Source organism: Maribacter flavus (genome assembly GCF_008386635.1).
In the GTDB taxonomy this organism is placed as follows: Bacteria; Bacteroidota; Bacteroidia; order Flavobacteriales; family Flavobacteriaceae; genus Maribacter; species Maribacter flavus.
This window is the reverse complement of sequence record NZ_VUOE01000003.1, coordinates 96,089-116,267: the sequence shown is the minus strand read 5'-3', so window position 1 is coordinate 116,267 and position 20,179 is coordinate 96,089. Positions and strand designations below refer to the sequence as shown.

Genomic DNA, 20,179 nt, shown 5'->3' with positions numbered 1-20,179 from the left:
TTACAATTTATGTTGAACGAATGGAAAATCTTCTTGCTCGTATACCATATCGTACAATTGTTGTACGGGCGGATACTCTGATTTCTCCGCAAACTCTTCGCATTCCTTAACCAAATCCTTGACCCTTTTGTCGATCTTCTTGATTTCCTCGTCTGTTGCGTATTTATTTTCCTTGATAATATCCAAGACCTGGGTGATCGGATCAATTTTCTTGTATTCCTCTACCTCCTCCTTGGTTCTATAATGTTGGGCGTCTGACATAGAGTGACCCCTATATCTATACGTTTTCATCTCTAGGAAAGTTGGACCACCTCCAGAACGTGCCCGTTCAATGGCCTTGCTCATCTCTTGGGCAACGGTTACCGGATTCATTCCGTCTACCGGACCGCAGGGCATTTCATAACCTAATCCCAATTTCCAAATATCGGTGGAAAAGGAGGTTCTGGCCACGGATGTTCCCATGGCGTACCCATTATTCTCACAAACGAAAACCACGGGCAATTGCCAGAGCATGGCCAAGTTGAAAGTCTCGTGAAGCGACCCCTGCCTTACGGCACCATCTCCCATGTAACATAGGGTTACGGCATCACTACCGTGGTATTTATCACCAAACGCCATTCCTGCCCCTAATGGAATTTGTCCACCAACGATGCCATGGCCTCCGTGAAAACGATGCTCCTTTGAAAATATGTGCATGGATCCACCCATACCTTTGGAGGTTCCGGTCACCTTCCCATATAATTCGGCCATCACCTTTCGTGGGTCCACTCCCATCCCAATGGGCTGAACATGGTTCCTATACGCCGTAATCATTCGGTCCTTTGTCAAATCCATGGCATGCAAGGCTCCCGCCAATACTGCCTCCTGACCGTTATACAAGTGAAGAAAACCTCTTACCTTTTGCTGAATGTACACGGCAGCAAGTTTGTCCTCGAACTTGCGCCAAAACGACATGTCCTCGTACCATTTCAAATAAGTTTCCTTGGTGATTTTTTCCATCGATTTTAAAATTTATTACAAATTAATCGGACTCCGTAGCAATGTTCAAGAAGCACATCACAAGAGAACAAAAATACACATATAAATGAATGGATAAAAATAATAGAAATAAAAGCGAGAAGAAATTACACCCTTAACAAAAAAAGGAATTTACGTGTTTAAAAGGTCTTCTTAAAACCTATCTAATCATAGATAGGTTTTATCAAAGCCCAAGGGTAAAATAGCGGCAACCGATGGACATTCTACGACCTTTCCTTGGGCTCCCATCATCAAAATCCGTATGGGCGATTTTTGTCGGTGTTCATATTCGAATAAGGACTGCCTGCAATTACCGCACGGAGCGGCCGGTTCCAACACCTCACTGTTTTTTGATTGTACGGAAATGGCCAATGTTTTGATCGCTACATTGGGAAACTTCGCCCCGGCATAAAAAACGGCCACTCGCTCCGCACAGAGTCCAGAGGGATAGGATGCATTTTCCTGATTATTTCCAATGACAATTTCACCATTTTCCAGTTTCAAGGCGGCACCTACCTGAAATTTGGAATATGGGGCATAGGCATTGTTTCTCGCCTCAACCGATTTTTTCAATAACATTCTATCCCCTTCCTGCATTTCTTCAAAGGAATCATAAATCACTATGTCAAAACCTATTTTCTTCTTTATTGCCATTTCTTGTGTTTGAGAAGTGAAGATACAAAACAAAAAAACCCGCAAAATGCGGGTTTCTATTTATTTTTTTCGGAAATTAATCGTTATAAAACTCCTCGCCCAAACTAAAGGTCAACCCAAAGCGTAGCGTGTTTTCCAAAGGGTTTCTAACTTGGGAAGTAGAGAACAAATAGGATAGGTCGATTTGTGCCGACTTAAACTTGAATCCCGCTCCCAATGTAAAAAACTTTCTAGAGCCCTTTACCTCGCTTTCGTTAAAGTACCCTGTTCTTACCATGAAGGAATCTTGGTATACGTATTCAGCGCCTAAGGCCCAAGTCATCTCTTGTAGTTCCTCACTAAAACCATCTGGGGCATCCCCAAAGGAGCTGAATATTCCACCAAAACCACTTTCGTTTTGGTAGATATCGTTATCCGCAGAATCTATTACCCCATCACCATTTTGATCTTGCGGTGTTGGAACCAACAATTTGTTAAATTCTGAAGTAATTCCAATAACGTTGTCCTGATCTAAAATAAAATCAAATCCAACCCCAAATTTTAAGTTGCTGGGCAAAAAGTTTTCCTGACCACCCTCATCATATTGTATCTTACCTCCAATATTGGAAATATTGAAACCTGCCCTCCAACGCCCATCAAAATTATTGTAGGCAATTTCCCGGGAACGATAGAATCCGGCCACATCCACTGCAAAAGAGCTCGCCGCTTGGGAATCTACGGAACCGCTCTGTTGCGGCAAACGTAGGTTGGAACGAATGTACCTACCAGCAACCGCCATGGAAAAAGTTGGGCTTAGTTTTAGAGAGTAGGAACCATCCAACGCCAATTCATTAGGTTTTGCCAAAGTACCAGGGTCATTCGCAAATTGGCGCAATTCTATTTCACCTAACGTAAAGTATCTCAAACTAACGGCAAAAGCGCTCTGCTCATTAATTTTATTATAGTAACTACCGTTCAATAAAGAAATGTCTGTAATGATACTTTCTAGATACGGGGTATAGCTAAGCCCTATTCCCATTTTGCGCTCCGCAAATGCAAATTTTGCAGGGTTCCATTGTTGTGAAAAAGCATCGGTAGAAGTTGCGACCCCCATATCACCCATACCTGCGGAACGAGCATCGGCCGCAATAGTCAAAAATGGGACCGCCGTAGTTATAACCCTATTATCGTCTTGGGCATTGGCCTTCACAAATAAGGCAAGCATTAAAATAAATGTAAGTTTTTTCATTAATTCAATAGTTGATATAAAGTGGGCCAATTTAGTGTTTCGATGACTTTGGTCCACATAATTTTATATGTAAACGCTGTTTTCAACGTTATCTTGCACCATTAAGTATATATTTTTGGTTTTTTTTAATACTCGCGCGAAAGCCAAGGCATTCTCCCTTTTTAGTTAAGCCTCGAATATACTATATCCTTTTTTGCTGCGTTATTCCTCATAGAACAAAATTGCTATCAAAAATATTTTAAGGCTGGATTTACCAAAAATATTTTAAACGATAAAATATAATAATCAAAACATCGTTTTAACCAGCAAAAGCGATAAAATTAAATTAAAATCCAAATCAAATTAGACTAGCGAACTATTAGTTTAAACAGATTGAACTCAAGTCCTAATTATGAAAAAACAGTTTATTAAAGTTGTACTCTCATGCACCGTGATTGCGGGAGGTTTTACAGTTACCAGCTGTTCCAAATCTACATCCTCCAAAAATGTGTCCAGAGCTACAGGTTGGAAGATAAATGAAAAGGAAGGTGGTTTTCAATACAATACTGACTTCAAAGAGCAAGAGACCGCTCCTGGACTAGTGTTTGTTGAAGGTGGAACTTTTACGAAGGGAAAAGTACAGGATGACGTAATGCATGATTGGAACAATACCCCTACTTCACAACATGTTCAATCCTTCTATATGGATGAGACAGAGGTCACGAATGTCATGTATCTGGAATATTTGGATTATCTAAAAAGCGTTTATCCTCCTGAAAATCCCAAATACGCTAACATTTACAAAGGTGCCTTACCTGACACCTTGGTTTGGAGAAACAGATTAGGTTTTAACGAAACCATGACCAACAACTATTTAAGACACCCTGCCTATGCAGAGTATCCGGTAGTTGGAGTAAACTGGATCCAAGCGACCCAATTTGCGGAATGGAGAACGGACAGAGTAAACGAAATAATGCTTGAAAGGGAAGGTTATTTGGCAAAAGACGCAAAATATCAAGCTCTGAATGGCGAAGTTGCCGGAACTTTTAGTACGGAGGCTTATTTAAACAGACCGGAATCCGTTTACAATGGTCAAATCGACTCCCTACAAGGGAAGATGAAAAAGGATAGTGTCCCTGCCTATGCAAAAAGAAGTAGCGGTATTATTATGCCAGAATATAGGCTCCCTACGGAAACTGAGTGGGAATATGCCGCACAGGCACAAGTAGGACAAAGGGAGTACAACAACTACAGAGGTAGAAAAAAATATCCTTGGGAAGGTGACTATACCAGAAACGGACAGCGAGTTGGACGTGGTGACCAATTGGCCAACTTCAAGCAAGGAAAAGGAGATTATGGCGGAATCGCCGGATGGTCCGATGACGGTGCCGATATTACCGCAGAGGTTATGTCCTACAAGCCTAACGACCTTGGTCTTTACGATATGGCCGGTAACGTAGCTGAATGGGTAGCCGATGTTTACCGACCCATAGTCGACGATGAAATAAGCGACTTCAATTACTACAGAGGAAATATCTACATGAAAACAGCCATTGGCGAAGATGGAAAAGTAAATATCCTACAGGATTCGATTGTTTACGACACGTTGCCAAATGGAAAAGTAGTTGCCGTTAACCTACCTGGTGAGATTAAAATGGTTCCTGTTGATGAAGAAGAGACCTATTTGAGGACAAACTTCTCTTCCAGTGACAATAGAGGTTATAGGGACGGTGACCCTGGATCTTCAAGATTTTTTGACAGATTTAGCGACGAAGAGGAATCTGAAGAACTATCCATGTACAACTCTCCAAAACATAAAGTTGAGAGAGATTCAGCCGGTAACCTTATCAGACAGTACGATCAGTCAAATGATAGGACGTCTTTGATAAACGATGAAGTTCGTGTATACAAAGGTGGTTCATGGAGAGACAGGGCATACTGGTTAGATCCTGCACAGAGAAGGTACCTACCACAGTATATGGCAACGGATTATATAGGATTTAGATGTGCCATGTCCAGAGTAGGTTCTAAATCCAAGACAAAGAACAAAACTGTTAGAGGACAAAAAGCCAAATAATTTTTGGTATCCAAATAAGATAAAGCCCTTTGAAAAAAGGGCTTTTTTTTTATCTTCGATTTCATGAAAATAAACGAACTGCACAACCTTTTTTTAAATTACCCTAGTGTTTGTACGGATACCCGAAAAATCAAACCAGGAGATCTATTTTTTGCACTGAAGGGCGATAATTTCAACGGGAACGAATATGCAGGGGAAGCTTTAAAAAAAGGGGCGGCCTATGCCATTATCGATGAAGAGAAATTTTCAGGTAAGCAAAGAATCTTAGTTGCAGATGTGCTAAAAACACTCCAGGACCTAGGTACCTTTCATAGAAAATTTTCCAAGGCAACAGTAATTGCCCTTACTGGAAGTAATGGCAAGACCACTACAAAGGAACTTATCAATTCCGTTCTTTCCCAGAAATACAGGACCATTGCAACTTCCGGCAACCTCAACAATCATATAGGAGTGCCATTGACCTTGCTCTCCATTAAAGAGGACACGGAGATTGCTATTGTGGAGATGGGTGCCAACCATCAAAAAGAAATCGCTTTTCTAAGTTCCATTGCGGCACCGGATTTTGGCTATATAACGAACTTTGGCAAGGCGCATTTAGAAGGTTTTGGCGGCGTGGAAGGGGTTATTAAAGGGAAAAGCGAACTATACGATTTCTTGATGGCCAATAACAAGGGGATCTTCATGAATGCCGATGACCCTATTCAAAAAGATAAGCTCAAATACTACATCAAAAAATACGGGTTTAGCATCTCCGACTCCAAATTCTATCCGATTTCACTAGTAGAATCGAATCCATTTGTAGTCGTAAATGTTGAGAAAAGCATTATCAGGACCCAACTTATTGGGGCATATAATTTCTCGAACTGTTGCGCCGCGATTATCATGGGAAAATACTTCAATGTACCATTGGAGAAAATTAAAGAAGGGCTTGAAGGCTATATTCCATCGAACAATAGATCCCAAATCATTGAAAAAAATAGTCTTAAGATTGTCCTGGATGCCTATAATGCAAACCCTTCAAGCATGTCTGCCGCTATAGAAAATTTTGCAAAAATGGCAGGAAATACTAAAGTCCTGTTTTTGGGCGATATGTTCGAGCTTGGGGAAAGCGCCCATGAAGAACATCAGAAAATAGCGGATTTGACCAAGGAACTAGGTTTCGAAAACATTTTTCTGATCGGTGAAAATTTCTACAAAGTAACGAGTGAATTCAAAAAAATGAAATCGTTCGACCAACTGAAACAACACCTTCAAACCGATAAGATTCAAAATGCCCTATTGTTTATAAAAGGTTCCAGGGGAATGGCCATGGAAAGAATTCTGGACCTTCTCTAAATTAGTTCTGGATATCAAACCAAATACAAAAAGAGAGTGGGATATACTGGATTCGAACCAGTGACCTCTGCCCTGTCAAGGCAGCGCTCTAAACCAACTGAGCTAATATCCCATTTTGGAGGGCTAAGGTACTACTAAATTTTAGTTCGATAAAGGAATAAAATCCAATTTGGATAAAATTTAAAAATCCATTTAGTCCAAACTTTGGAATTCAAACCAATCTCCTTTCTGCTCTTTTTTCAAAAAAAAGTGTACATTTAAAGGAATAACCTCGATTTCTATTTAGATGGATTTCAAGTATTTCGGATACTTCGTTCTTGCCTTGTTGCTTAGTGGCTGCAAGTACAATCTCCCGGAAGAATTGGAGATTGCATATACGGACCTACCTGAAAAAATCGACTTCAATTACCATGTAAAACCAATTTTGTCAGACCGGTGCTATGCCTGTCACGGTCCGGATGAAAATACGCGCAAAGGAGGATTGCGATTGGATATTGAGGAATCCGCATTTCAGATACTTCAATCGGGGAATAGAGCATTCGTTAAGGGAAATCCTGGCGATAGCGAATGTATTCAACGAATCCTAAGTGACGATCCGGAACTTCAAATGCCTCCTCCCGAATCGAATCTATCACTTACAAAAAGGGAGAAGGCCCTATTGATCAAATGGGTAGAACAAGGAGCCCAATGGAAGAATCACTGGGCGTTTCTCAAACCAATGAAACAAGCCGTTCCTTCACGAATAAACGAGGATTGGCCATACCAAAATGAAATAGACGGTTTTGTACAGGCAAAATTGATAACTAAAAAATTTGTCCCCTCACCAGAGACCGAAAAGGAAAAATTGATTCGAAGGGTAACCATGGATTTAACGGGACTTCCTCCTACCATTGGGGAAATCGATGCATTTTTAAAGGACCCAAGTATTGATGCCTATGAAAAGGTAGTGGATAGGTTGCTTAAAACCGATGCACATGCAGAACGGTTAGCCTTGGACTGGATGGACCTTGCCAGATATGCCGATTCCCATGGACTACACGCCGATGGTGCACGTTTGATGTGGCCATGGCGGGATTGGGTCATAAAAGCCTTCAAGGATAATATGCCCTACGACCAATTTGTTACTTGGCAATTGGCGGGAGACCTTTTCCCCAATCCAACAAGAGAGCAAAAACTGGCCACGGCGTTCAATAGAAATCACCCAATGACAGCTGAGGGTGGAGCTATTGAGGAAGAATTTAGATTGAACTATGTCTTTGACCGCACGGAAACCGTTTCTACCGCTTTTATGGGACTTACAGTAGCCTGTGCAAGATGCCATGATCATAAGTTCGACCCTATAAGCCAGAAGGACTACTTCCAAATGTCGGCGTTCTTTAATAATGTAAAGGAATTGGGAATGACCGGCGACGATGGTAATTATGGGCCTATGCTCCCCCTTCCTAACAAAAGTACCGAGGCCAAGTTGAACGACCTTCAAAATGAAATTACCGAAAAAGAAAAGGAGCTCGTGCTGACAAAAAATGAACTCGCCCAACTTGAGGAATATATCAAAACCTTACCTGATTCCTTTATTGAAACCGGAAAATTGAATTACTATCCTTTGGACAAGCTCTCCAAATCCAATAAAGGTCATATTGCCGACCAAAATAAGGATGCTACTACCAAGGAAGCACCAAAAGTAGTTGAGGGCATAAAAGGCAATGCCTTTCTTTTCAATGGGGAATATGACGAATTATATCTTCACAATATTCCAAATTTTGAATGGATGGATTCCTTTTCGGGAAGCATATGGATCCAAACCTCAAAAAGAGATTCGGCCAAAACCCAGACCATCATGGGTACGTCCGGGGACAAAAACAACTTTTGGCGCGGTTGGGATTTCTACTTGGACGGGTCCAATCGGCTCAACGCAAGACTCATACACTCCCTACCCCATAATTATATTCATGTTAGGTCCAAGGATTCCATCAAAACTAACGAATGGAATCATGTGGCCTTCACCTATACAGGATCTTCAAAAGCAAAAGACCTGAACCTGTTTATCAATGGCGAAGAGGCAGATTCAGAAATAGTTTTCGATAATTTGTATAAAAGCATAAAGACAATCCGAAGCGGTGATCATTCCGCTTACCATGCTCCAGTAAGGGTGGCAAAGAGTTACAGAGGTTTTACTGGCGAAAATGGGATTTTTCTAGGTAAAATTGATGAAATCCTATTATTTAATAGAGGCCTATCCCCTATTGAAATAAAAAGATTGGCCTCGTTACAAAACGAAACCAACACACCTACAGTAGACAAGAAATATTGGATACAGCAATCCGATGCAGTTCAAAACCTGGAAAAGGAATTAAGAACGTTACGGGCAGATTGGTTAACAACCATGGAACCTGTCATGGAGGTAATGGTTATGGAAGAAATGCCCACAAAAAGGAAAGCCTATTTGTATGACCGTGGAAACTATGACCAACCCACCCAGGAGGTCGAAGCGAATACCTTATCCATTTTACCAGAATTTTCGGATGATTTGCCAAAAAATAGATTGGGCCTCTCAAAATGGCTATTTTCAAAAGAACACCCTTTGACCGCCAGGGTAACGGTCAATAGATACTGGCAACTACTTTTTGGGAAAGGATTGGTGGACACGCCTACGGATTTTGGTGTACAGGGATCGCTACCCAGTCATCCGGAACTATTGGATTGGTTGGCCATTTCGTTTATGGACAGTGATTGGGATGTAAGGGCATTACTAAAAAAAATGGTGATGTCACATACCTATAGGCAATCTTCCAAGGTATCTGAGGAATTGTGGCAAAATGACCCTGAAAACATATACCTGGCAAGAAGCAATACCTACAGGTTACCTGCGGAGCTTATACGCGACAATGCATTGGCAGCCAGTGGTCTTTTGGTACCAACGGTTGGCGGTAAAAGCGTAAAACCGTATCAACCCGCGGATCTCTGGATTGAAAAAACAAGCTTTTCGCATGAATTGATGCGATACAAAGAAACCAAAGGCGATAGCCTGTACCGGAGGAGTCTCTACACGTTTGTTCGACGAACACAGCCCCATCCGGCCATGATAGCTTTTGATGCCCCATCCAGAGAGGTATGCACCATATCCAGGGAAAATACCAACACACCATTACAGGCATTGGTCCTATTAAACGACAAACAGTTTGTTGAAGCATCCAGGATCTTGGCAGAAAGGATTCAAAAGGAAGCGGGAGACACTTTGGATAAACAAATAACCCATGCTTTTAGACTTGCGACAAGCCGTAGGCCCAAAAAAGAAGAATTGCAATTGTTAATCGAGTTTTACGACCAGCAAAAAAAGAGATTTCAAAAAAATCCGTCCGAAGCAACCAAGCTTTTGTCCGTTGGGGAAAAAATTGTCGATAATTCACTAGACATGACAAAAACCGCCGCCCTCACCATGGTAACCAATACCTTATTGAACCATGATGAAGCATATACCAAAAGATAATCCAAAAAGCTATGTGCAACAACCATAATAAAAATTATACACGAAGGGATTTTTTGACCAAGACATCTTTGGGCATGGGAGCACTTAGCCTTGGTTCCCTGATGGATTCCTCGTTACTTTTTGGAAATACCCCAAAAACAGTCCAAAAGGATTTAGCAAAAGGCGGAGGGGTTTTGGGTCAGCCTCATTTTGCACCAAAGGCCAAGCGAATCATTTACCTTTTTCAGAGTGGTGCCCCGTCCCAATTGGACCTGTTTGATTACAAACCCCTGTTGAACAAGATGCAAGGTCAGGATTTACCAGAAAGTGTCCACGGGGGCCAACGTCTGACGGGGATGACCTCCGGCCAGGCCTCCCTGCCTTTGGCGGGTACCTTATCTACTTTCAATCAATTTGGGGACAGCGGTGCATGGATGACGGATTTAATGCCGCATACTTCCAAGATAGTGGATGATCTATGCTTTATCAAATCCATGTATACAGAAGCCATCAATCACGATCCCGCCATTACGTTTATGCAAACAGGTTCCCAATTACCGGGTAGGCCCTCCATGGGTTCATGGCTTAGTTATGGTCTTGGTACGGACAACAAAAACCTTCCAGAATTCGTAGTACTCGTGACCAAAGGAAAAACGGGAGGACAACCGTTATATTCCAGATTATGGGGCAATGGATTCCTGCCTTCACAGCACCAGGGTGTACAATTTAGGGCAGGAAAAGACCCTGTGCTTTACCTAACAAATCCACCAGGTGTGGATTCTCAAGGAAGAAGGGAGCAATTGGATTACCTACAAAAGTTGGAACAATTGAACCAAAAGGATATTGGGGACCCGGAAATAATGGCACGTATGGCGCAATATGAAATGGCCTTTAGAATGCAAACCTCCGTACCTGAAATTATGGATACTTCAGACGAGCCTGAATATATTTATGACATGTACGGCGAGGACAGTAAAGTTCCAGGAACTTTTGCAGCTAACGCCTTATTGGCAAGAAGGTTGGCCGAAAGAGACGTGAAATTCATACAATTATACCACCAAGGATGGGACCAACACGGAAATTTGCCCAGTGCCCTAAAGAGACAGTGCAAGGATACCGACCAAGCAACGGCCGCCCTTATAACAGACCTTAAACAAAGGGGGATGCTTGAAGACACCTTGGTCATATGGGGTGGTGAATTTGGCCGGACCAATTACTCCCAAGGCCAATTAACGGCGACGAATTTTGGCAGGGACCATCATGGTAAATGCTTTACGATTTTTATGGCAGGTGCTGGAATAAAGGGAGGAATGACCCTAGGTGCCACGGACGAATTTGGGTTCAATATTACACAACGGCCCGTTCACATCCATGACTTCCAAGCTACAGTAATGCATTTACTGGGTATAGATCATGAACGCCTAACGTTTAAATTCCAAGGAAGAAGATATCGCCTTACGGATGTACATGGAGAGGTTGTAAAGGAAATTTTGGCCTAAAATATATCGGTATATGAAAAATAAAAGACGAATATTTTTAAAAAATACGCTTGCCGCTACTACTGCAAGCATGATCGTACCAAAGGAAACTTTCGGTATTCTAAAATCCAAAAAATATATGGAGGGTATTGTTGGACATGGTGATTTTACATATCAAGTGGATAAGGAATGGGGAGTACAAGATCCTTCCAAAGTACCCGTAAATGATTGCCATGAAATGGTAATGGACAGCCAAGGAAGAATATTGATGACGACTACCGGTGCAAACAATGATAACATCATCGTTTATGACACGGCCGGTAAGGTATTAACATCTTGGGGCAGGGAATTTCCCGGGGCACACGGACTTTCCATCATGGGGGAGGGAAGCGACCAATTTCTACTCATTACAGATCCGGAAACCCATAAAGTCCATAAAACAACCTTGGATGGCAGGATTATATTGACTCTGGAGCGACCTAGGGAAGTTTTAGGGTATCAAAGTGATGAACAGTTCAAACCTACCGAAACGGCCATTTTACCCAATGGGGATTTCTATGTGGCCGATGGCTATGGGGAAAACTATATCATCCATTACAACGAGAAAGGCGAGTATTTAAACCATTTTGGGGGAAGCGGTAACGGGCCGGGCGAATTTAACTGTTGCCACGGAATTACCCTTGATAAGAGGGACGCCTCCAACCCAACGCTTTTGATTACGTCCAGGGCGAGTCAGGAATTCAAAAGGTTTTCTCTGGATGGAAAACATTTAGAAACCATTAAGTTGCCAGGGTGCTCCATTTGTAGACCTGTCATTCATGAGAATCATCTCTATTTCGCGGTGATCGTAACCAAAACATGGGACACTTGGGACGGTATGTTGGCGGTACTGGATGCAAACAATAAAGTAGTTTCCCTACCTGGCGGAAGCGCTCCAGAATATGTAAACAACATTCTGGTAGAACCTCAGTACGACGGTAGCACTTTTAGAAACCCCCATGACGTCTTGGTCGATGCGGATGGTAACCTTTATGTTCCGCAGTGGGCTTCGGGAAAGACGTATCCCATCAAACTCCATCGAGTTTAAATCCCGACCATTAAAATGACATTGTTCCTGTTTACAGACTATACCTATTTTTTGGGTCGGTTTCATCCTGTTTTGGTCCACTTGCCGATCGGGTTTCTTTTGCTGGCTATCTTACTGGAATGGTATCAACGTATCAGAGGAAGAAAAATAGGTCAATTAATAGCCTATGCTTGGTTATTGGGCAGCCTTGGCGGCTTGGCATCCATCATTTCCGGATGGTGGTTGGGCGATACGGGATTATATCTGGAGGACGATCTGTTTTTTCATCGCTGGCTTGGAGTCTCCTTGGTGTTTATGGGTTTTATAGGCTGGTGGCTTAAAAAAAATTGGAAACGCTATGCCCCTGGAATTCAGAACACCATAAATATCCTCGTCCTATTGGTGATTTTTATAGAGGGACACTTGGGGGGAACGTTGACCCACGGACCGGACTACCTTTTGGAATATGCCCCTGCCTTTATCAAAAACAAGTTTGCCGAAAAGGAATTTGGTAAAACCGATTTTTCAAACCGGGATTCCATAGTGGTTTACGAAGATTTGATAGCACCTATTTTCCAGGAAAAATGTTGGGCATGCCACAATGCCGAGATCCAAAGGGGACAATTAAATATGGAACACCCGGATTCACTGTTCAAGGGCGGTGAAAGTGGTCCAACTTTAATAGCCCGTATCCCTACCGAAAGTGAACTTTTTAAAAGGGTTACCCTATCCCCAAAAAGTCAAAAATATATGCCACCCGTAGGGGAGCCCCTTACTTATACCGAAATTCAATTATTGGATTGGTGGATTACCAATGGGGCCGATTTGACAATGAAAGTTGAGGAAGGAAACGCCATAGGTCCCATAAAATCAATATTGTCTAAAAATTATGGAATCGATACCACCCCAAAACCTTGGTACGAAACGGTAAAACTAGAACCGGTGGATTCCCTTGTAATTGATAAACTCATTGATCAAGGTTTTTCGGTCAAAAAATTGGGACAAGAAAATTACCTATTGGATATCAAATACAACGACCAAGAACTAACAGAAGAAAAATTAAAATCATTGTTGGAAGTGTCCGATCATATTACATGGCTATCGTTCGCCAAAAGTAATATTTCCGATAGCCAGCTCAATTATATATCAAAATTCCCCAATCTTACCCGGCTTCAGTTGGAAAAGACCCCCCTCACCGATACAGGAATAAAACAGCTTTCGACACTTAAGCACTTGGAGAGTATCAATCTATATGAGACCAATGTTTCGGAAAAATGTTTGGAGGACCTGTCCAAAATTGCAAGCCTAAGACGCATTTATCTTTGGAATACATCGACAGACAAAAACATAGTTCAGGAATTCAAAGTGAAAAACCCCCAAATGGAAATAATTTTCTAGTAAAATCAGGAAAAAGTAACTCTTTGTCCAAGCAGAAACAAAAAACCCGTACTATGTTAAGTACGGGTTTTTTTAATTCGTGGGCCCTACTGGATTCGAACCAGTGACCCCCTGCTTGTAAGACTGTTAATTTATGGTTTTATATGGCTCCATAAATTTTTATTTGACTGTAAAACAACCACTTATAAAATATAATATTTCAAATAATACCGAATAAAACCTATATTTGTTTATAAATAGTTTATAAATTTTAAAACAGATGCTAACCACTAAGGTTCTACTTAATAAAGTTAGACAAAAAAAAGATGGAACCTATCCACTGGTAATCAGGATAACTTACGACCGTAAAACTACCTATCTACCTCTTGGAATAAACATGACAGATAAAGACTTTGATGCAAAGAATCAAAGAATAAAATCTACTAGTATAATTACATCTAATGTTACCCGATTAAATAATACTATTCAAGAAAAAATCAAGAAGGTATATGATACAGTAACGCTACTAGAACAAGAAGGAAGGGCAGAAGGAATTTCAATGCCTGCTCTTAAAAAAGAAATACAAGGCAAAGGTAGGCAGGATATCGATTTTTTTGCATTTACTGACCAAGTAATATCCGATTTAAAAACGGCAAGAAAGTTCGGCAACGCAGGAGTCTATAGAGATTTGAGAAATTGGATTCTTAGGTCGTATGGAGAAAAACCTTTACCCTTTAGGCGAATAGATTATACATTTCTTAAAAAATTAGAGACCAAGCATTATGCCATGGGAAATACGGCTGGCGGTTTAAGCGTTTCTATGAGGACACTTCGTGCCGTATATAAAAGAGCTATCAAATCTGGAATAATCAACGAAAAGTACAATCCCTTTAAGGATTATGCTATTAAAAGCGGTACCCCAAAAAGAATGTTTTTAAATGAAGAACAACTGGATATTCTGAAAACTGCTGAATTTAAAGAAAATGTGCTTACAAAGGCAAGAGACCTATACCTTGTTTCATTTTACTTAAGAGGTATGAACTGGATGGATATGTCTTTATTAAAAGGCGGGGATATTCAAGGAGACTTGGATCGAATTACTTATATAAGAGCTAAGACAAGAAATAAATTATTTTCCATAAAAATTGTTCCAGCCTTAAAGGAACTATTGAAAAAGTATAATGAGGTCGATTTTGATAAAGACTCTTTCGTTTTACCAATTTTACCTAACAAGAAAATGAGTCCTGGTCAATTATATGAAGCAGTTAAAAACAAAAGAAAAAGACAAAACGCATACTTGAGGCGTATTTCCAAAGTACTAGATCTTCCTCATTTTACAATTTATAGTGCACGACACACTTATGCCAATATTCTTAAAAGAAGCGGTGCACCAAGTAATATTATTCAAGATAGTCTTGGCCACACGACTGAGGCTATGACACAGGCATATTTAAACTCATTCGAAACCAATATTATTGATGATTATGACTCTAAAATTATGCTATAATATTGTTTTTTTCCACAACTCAAAGATTCATTCGATTTCTAAATTTATCAAACTTTGTATAAAAACATTTGTAAGTTTAATAATTGGCTTATATGAATCAAATCTTTTAAAAGGTATTTTTTTCTGATTTCTTTGGGCTAAATAGGTATACAATTGTTCGAATCCCCTCATGGTAGAAGATTCCTATAGATTCCTATAGATTCCTAAGAGGTATTAGCCATCACTTAAAATTATTTTATCTTGTATGTCTCTCCATGTTATAAATTTTATTCCTGTTTCTTCTATAATCTCCCGATAATCCATACTCGAAAAGAAATCATAGTCCATTTGCCTCCAACGTGAACCCCAATTTAAATGACCGACAGTAATTGCTTGTGTTTCTTCATTATCAAAGGCTGGATGAATAAGTAAACAAGATAATCCACTTGGAAGATTTTTTAATACTTCCAGATAATACTTGTCCAAACCTTTTTCATAGTCCATTGGCGAAGCTTGATACAGATAGTCCACAGTAAAAAAGTTTTCAGTATTAATATCCTTATCATAATGGGAGAACAAGACAGGCAAATTATAGTCTCTACCTATTTTATGGTAAATTTGGGCAAATTCGCTTGAAATTTTTGTAACATGCATATGGGCATCCAAGTGTGTAATCTTTATTCCAAAATCCAATGCTCTTTTGACCTGATTTCGCAATTCCAGTTCCACTTCAGAGACATTCCCCTGTTTTCTTACAGAATTGACATCTGAAAAGAAAAAACCATGATCATCGACTAAGGTAGGAACTTCATTTATAGAAGATACTGGGCCCCATTTATAATATTTCCATTCACTTGTAAGTGTTAGGTGTACCCCAAAATCAAATATGTCCTTGTTTGTTCGTGCAAACTGTGCGATTTGAGGAAACCAAGGACAAGTGACCATTAAACTAGCAGAATTAATAAATCCCTTTTTAAGTAAATCAACACATGCATCATTTGTTGAATTACTTAAACCTAGGTCATCTGCATGTATAATTAGCAGTTTTGAACCTTCATCATAACCTAGATATTTTAAATTTTGGATTTTCGCTAAATTTGGTTTGTTATGTTTTTTCACCAGATAGAAGTTATTTTTAAAAGTCATTATTTCAAGCTGATTTTTCCATAATATCTCTACACTTGCACAATGTCCAAAATACTATCACCTAATTAAAATTTTCATTATTTAACTTGTTATGCGATTTTATTTCAAGAGATTACTCTACTTACAGAGTAAAATATAGTTTTTTTGAAACCAAAAGCAGTGCTTTTGAATAATGAAATATGAAAACTAAAGGTATATAAGAAAATAAAGTACGACTTTAGGAAACTGAATACCAGTTTGTTTATGTTTTATATATTGAAAGAGGATGTAACAATTTGAATAGTTATGCTCGACTAGTGACCTTCTTTTTTTCTAATAAAATTTTATTAATGTCAATGGATTCTACCATGGTCATCTCTTTATAATGATTAAGAAAGAGTCGAGTCTCCTCCGTATTATACTTAGAGTTGAAGTACACACAATTATGGTATCCTTGTTTTCTATTTTCATTGACATCTATTTCATGGGGATAATGTAACGATTCGGCATCTTTACTTATTTCCAACCTAATTCCAAGCCTGTTTAGCCTATAACCCAATTCTTGATCTTCACACCCCCAATTTCCATCAAAATTTTCATCAAACATTCCGACTTTTATCAAATTTGAACGACTTACAGAAACATTACCGCTCATAAACATTACCCAAGGAGCTGGTAAGTTGGAAATATTATATTTATGATTCTGAAAATAGTTTTCGCGAACATCAGGTGATATATTTCTCCTTTTAATTTCTTGTATACTTGTAGTGGGATTCATACAATCAATTAATTTCAATATAACTTCTTCATCCATTGGCTTATGATAAATGCCATAAACCAGACCAAGTACAGAAATTTCATGAAGGTTTTCGGAATTATAATATGACAAATGTGAGGATAGAAATTTATTACTTAGCAATAGTCCTGAATCTACAAATAAACAAATCGGACTACTAGAATTCATAATTCCAATGTTTCTTGATGAGCCGGGACAATATCCCCTGTCCTTTTTAAAAAAATATTTAATATTAATAACTTCCTCGTAAGAGTAAACAATTTCTTTAGTATTATCTGAAGAGCCATCATCGACAACAATTACTTCAAAAGATTCTCTTGAAATGTTTTGTAAGGTAATGGAATGGAGCGTAAAATCAAGTAATTTACTTCTATTATAAGTGGGAATGATTACTGATAACTTTAAATTTTTAGTTGACTGTAACATGAAAATTAATTTTTAGTTAATACTCAAATTTTAATCGTTAATTTTCCTTTTGGTAAGTATCCGTATTAGATAATTCCAGATTGTCTAATTAGATTGATTATTTTTTAGATAATTATTAGGAAATCAAATAAAATAATCTTAATCAACTATCACCAAGTTGAATTAGAATAATAAATTATAAGGTCGATTGATAAAGGTTTATTAATCTGTTTGGATTGTCTTGTTCCATAGGATTGGACGCCACCCCTGTTCATTTATTAAGTATTCAAAGACCTTTTGTCTGACATCAATAAAATCTTCATGAAGACAAGATGAATATTGGTCAACACTGAATTTCTTTTTTAAATTACCTGATGTATCAATATTTTGTTTTGGAACAATCGTTGGGATTGATTTTAAAATTTTAAGAGTGGCGGATAGATGAATATCCTCTCCTGAATCAAATGTAGCTGGCCAGATGCGCCAAAAGTTTCTTATCCATTCTGTTTTAAAAAAATAACTATTGCAGCCGTAATCAACCACTGTATCCTCAGGGAAGCAGTTGTATTCTTCTTCGTTATAATTATCACCAATGAAATATTTGTTTAGAATTTCATTTTTATTACCTAAATCAAATTCTTCCGGTCTATAATTTTTGGGTCTTATGATTCTACCTGTGCATGAAATAATAGCATTGTATTGGCCACTTTTTTCCAAACAAATTTTAATCCATTGTGAAGACGGAATTACATCGTCATCGATTATTAATGTAAATCTAGTTTTCACATTATAGCAAATAGAAAATCTACCAAAATATTTTAGATTTATCTCAGAATGTATTACAGATATATTCGGAAAAACATCACGGTATTTTGATGATGTATTTTTGGTTTCAATATAGTTTTCATTATGAATTATCCATATTTCTTTGGGTTTTATAACCTGATTTATAAGACTTTTCAATTGTAAATCCAGATAAGGTCTTTTCCATACCGTAATAATTACTGTAACATCGCTTACATCCATTCTTTATTGTTGTTTTATCTAAAGATTAATTCTTTTGGGCATAATTTGAATATGTAAGGACATTATGTGTTTTGAAATAATTGAGAATTTAAGTTTTCCGAAGCGGATATAATTCTCAATTTAAAGCCTTAATTTTCTGGCTTTATGATTCTTGTAATTGTATTTTATGGGGTATTTAAGTTTCTTTTTGAAAACCTACTATATTTTTTTAAGTCGACACTAAAATTCCAGTTAATTCTTAAATGGAAGTCAAAATTTGTGCCTTAAGAGCATAGAAAAGACTCTTATAATTTTCGAACAAATCCTTTACCTTTTCCCTGCTTAATTGAGAGCCATCAAATCTCCAATCTATGGTCAAATACCCATTTGTATACAAATTAAAAACTGGTTCGAGTCTTAGACCAACAAATTTTATTTTTCTGAAATCATTGCACTGTTGTTCCTCCGGATTATAATTTAAGCTGGACTTGCTGAAATTAAAAAATCCCACACACCTATCTCGGTACAAGAGTTTTTCATCAACCCCATACAGATTATAATTAAAAATCAAATGCCTTGACAATTTAATGACTTCACTATTAATTTCGAGCAAAGAACTCAAAGATAGATTCTCTTCACTGTTTACACTTATAAAAGACTCTCCTGTATATTCACCTATACTTTTTTTAGAGTATACATTATATCTATCGTCAAATAGAAGACCGACCAAAACATGGTTACCATAAAACTTGCGAATTAATTTCAAATATGGTACTAAAAAAAAACTCATTAAATGGATACTTTTTTGTTCAAGCAATGCAACTACTTCCTCTAAATTTTCTATTTTAAAATATGTAGTTATTGAGAGAGGCCTGGCTTTAGGGGAATCCACTATAACATAATGATTTTCATTGGATAGATCGGTCAATAATTTTTCTTGGTCTATCGGATTGTAAACTTTATTGAGAGCATTTTTTTTGGAAATTGGCAGCTTTAAATTCCTAGTTAGAAATGTACTTGTCACATCATACCTATCAAAAATTTTTCGATGGGTATATTTAGTATAATATCGAAACTGATACATAACAGTGTGCAATGATTTTTCGTTTTTATAGAGGTCGATAAATGCCTTTATCAACAAATTCATAGAAGATCCACTACATATCATATGGTGAACGAAAAACATGAGGTATTTTGTTTGACCTATTTCAATGATAAAAGATCTAAATAGGGGTCCTCTTGTTAAAGAAACTTTTTCGTTATCTTCTTTAATATTATCCAAAACAGCTTGAAAATTATCACCAATGATATAAACTGGCTTGAACAAATCATTTTCGACTTCCAGCAATTTATTAATTATCAACCCATTCTGGCTTTTATAAAATATCGAACGTAAAATCTCTTGCCTATGAAGTAGCGAATAAATGGTATTATGAATTTTTTTTTTGTTAAAATTTACAAGTTTAATCCCTCTTTCAACAAATGAATTCCCTTGGGTATTGTACCTATGCCAGTCCTTTATTTGTCTGACAAATGGCAAATACTCTTTTTCATTCGTTTTTTCCAAAAGCATAGGATATTTCTTTAAATGATTGCCAACTGTTTAAGAATAATCAATATGTGTTGTAAAATATAGGTTTATATAACCTAAAAAATCTATTAAAATGTTTAAATAAAAATTTTGG

At 38.3% G+C, this 20,179-nt stretch carries 14 protein-coding genes and 1 tRNA gene; 7 read left to right on the top strand and 8 right to left on the bottom strand.

The genetic code is table 11. The features are described from left to right. The 3 genes from pdhA to porV form a co-directional block, all read right to left on the bottom strand. Positions 1-999, bottom strand: coding sequence for a pyruvate dehydrogenase (acetyl-transferring) E1 component subunit alpha (gene pdhA / locus F0361_RS16635; protein WP_138259594.1), 999 nt, complete (start codon positions 997-999; stop codon positions 1-3). A gap of 186 nt (positions 1,000-1,185) precedes the next feature. Then, on the bottom strand, positions 1,186-1,671 hold the full coding sequence (gene cdd / locus F0361_RS16630; protein ID WP_154920495.1) for a cytidine deaminase: 486 nt from the start codon (positions 1,669-1,671) through the stop codon (positions 1,186-1,188). Between the two features lie 76 nt (positions 1,672-1,747). After that, positions 1,748-2,899: a type IX secretion system outer membrane channel protein PorV gene (porV, locus tag F0361_RS16625; RefSeq protein ID WP_154920493.1), complete on the bottom strand. Its 1,152-nt coding sequence runs from the start codon at positions 2,897-2,899 to the stop codon at positions 1,748-1,750. Positions 2,900-3,290: 391 nt separating this feature from the next. On the opposite strand from porV, the gene gldJ reads away from it, so the two are divergent. Both gldJ and F0361_RS16615 read left to right on the top strand, forming a co-directional pair. Further along, on the top strand, positions 3,291-4,955 hold the full coding sequence (gene gldJ, locus F0361_RS16620) for a gliding motility lipoprotein GldJ (protein ID WP_138259591.1): 1,665 nt from the start codon (positions 3,291-3,293) through the stop codon (positions 4,953-4,955). A 63-nt stretch (positions 4,956-5,018) separates the two neighbouring features. Beyond that, entirely contained in the window at positions 5,019-6,290 is a 1,272-nt protein-coding gene (locus F0361_RS16615) for a UDP-N-acetylmuramoyl-tripeptide--D-alanyl-D-alanine ligase (RefSeq protein WP_154920491.1), read from the top strand. Positions 6,291-6,327: 37 nt separating this feature from the next. Here the strand turns inward: F0361_RS16615 and F0361_RS16610 are convergent. Further along, positions 6,328-6,402, bottom strand: a tRNA-Val gene (locus F0361_RS16610). Positions 6,403-6,576: 174 nt separating this feature from the next. On the opposite strand from F0361_RS16610, the gene F0361_RS16605 reads away from it, so the two are divergent. The 5 genes from F0361_RS16605 to F0361_RS16585 all read left to right on the top strand — a co-directional run bounded on the left by F0361_RS16605 (position 6,577) and on the right by F0361_RS16585 (position 15,184). Continuing rightward, a complete protein-coding gene (locus tag F0361_RS16605; protein WP_154920488.1) occupies positions 6,577-9,777 on the top strand; it encodes a DUF1553 domain-containing protein in 3,201 nt (1,066 codons plus the stop codon). Positions 9,778-9,788: 11 nt separating this feature from the next. Continuing rightward, positions 9,789-11,255, top strand: coding sequence for a DUF1501 domain-containing protein (locus F0361_RS16600; RefSeq protein WP_170258014.1), 1,467 nt, complete (start codon positions 9,789-9,791; stop codon positions 11,253-11,255). A 13-nt stretch (positions 11,256-11,268) separates the two neighbouring features. Next, positions 11,269-12,321 (top strand): 6-bladed beta-propeller, encoded by a 1,053-nt coding sequence (locus F0361_RS16595; protein WP_154920486.1) that lies wholly within the window; start codon positions 11,269-11,271, stop codon positions 12,319-12,321. Positions 12,322-12,336: 15 nt separating this feature from the next. Then, complete coding sequence (locus F0361_RS16590) at positions 12,337-13,698, top strand: c-type cytochrome domain-containing protein (protein ID WP_154920484.1); 1,362 nt, start codon at positions 12,337-12,339, stop codon at positions 13,696-13,698. A gap of 259 nt (positions 13,699-13,957) precedes the next feature. After that, entirely contained in the window at positions 13,958-15,184 is a 1,227-nt protein-coding gene (locus tag F0361_RS16585; protein WP_154920482.1) for a site-specific integrase, read from the top strand. 213 nt (positions 15,185-15,397) lie between these two features. Here F0361_RS16585 and F0361_RS16580 read toward each other — a convergent pair whose 3' ends face one another. The 4 genes from F0361_RS16580 to F0361_RS16565 all read right to left on the bottom strand — a co-directional run bounded on the left by F0361_RS16580 (position 15,398) and on the right by F0361_RS16565 (position 20,067). Further along, on the bottom strand, positions 15,398-16,282 hold the full coding sequence (locus F0361_RS16580; RefSeq protein ID WP_161598258.1) for a polysaccharide deacetylase family protein: 885 nt from the start codon (positions 16,280-16,282) through the stop codon (positions 15,398-15,400). A gap of 310 nt (positions 16,283-16,592) precedes the next feature. After that, entirely contained in the window at positions 16,593-17,510 is a 918-nt protein-coding gene (locus F0361_RS16575; RefSeq protein ID WP_154920479.1) for a glycosyltransferase, read from the bottom strand. 201 nt (positions 17,511-17,711) lie between these two features. Continuing rightward, positions 17,712-18,515: a glycosyltransferase family 2 protein gene (locus tag F0361_RS16570; protein ID WP_154920477.1), complete on the bottom strand. Its 804-nt coding sequence runs from the start codon at positions 18,513-18,515 to the stop codon at positions 17,712-17,714. A 238-nt stretch (positions 18,516-18,753) separates the two neighbouring features. Next, on the bottom strand, positions 18,754-20,067 hold the full coding sequence (locus F0361_RS16565) for a condensation domain-containing protein (protein WP_154920475.1): 1,314 nt from the start codon (positions 20,065-20,067) through the stop codon (positions 18,754-18,756). Between the last annotated feature and the right edge of the window lie 112 nt (positions 20,068-20,179).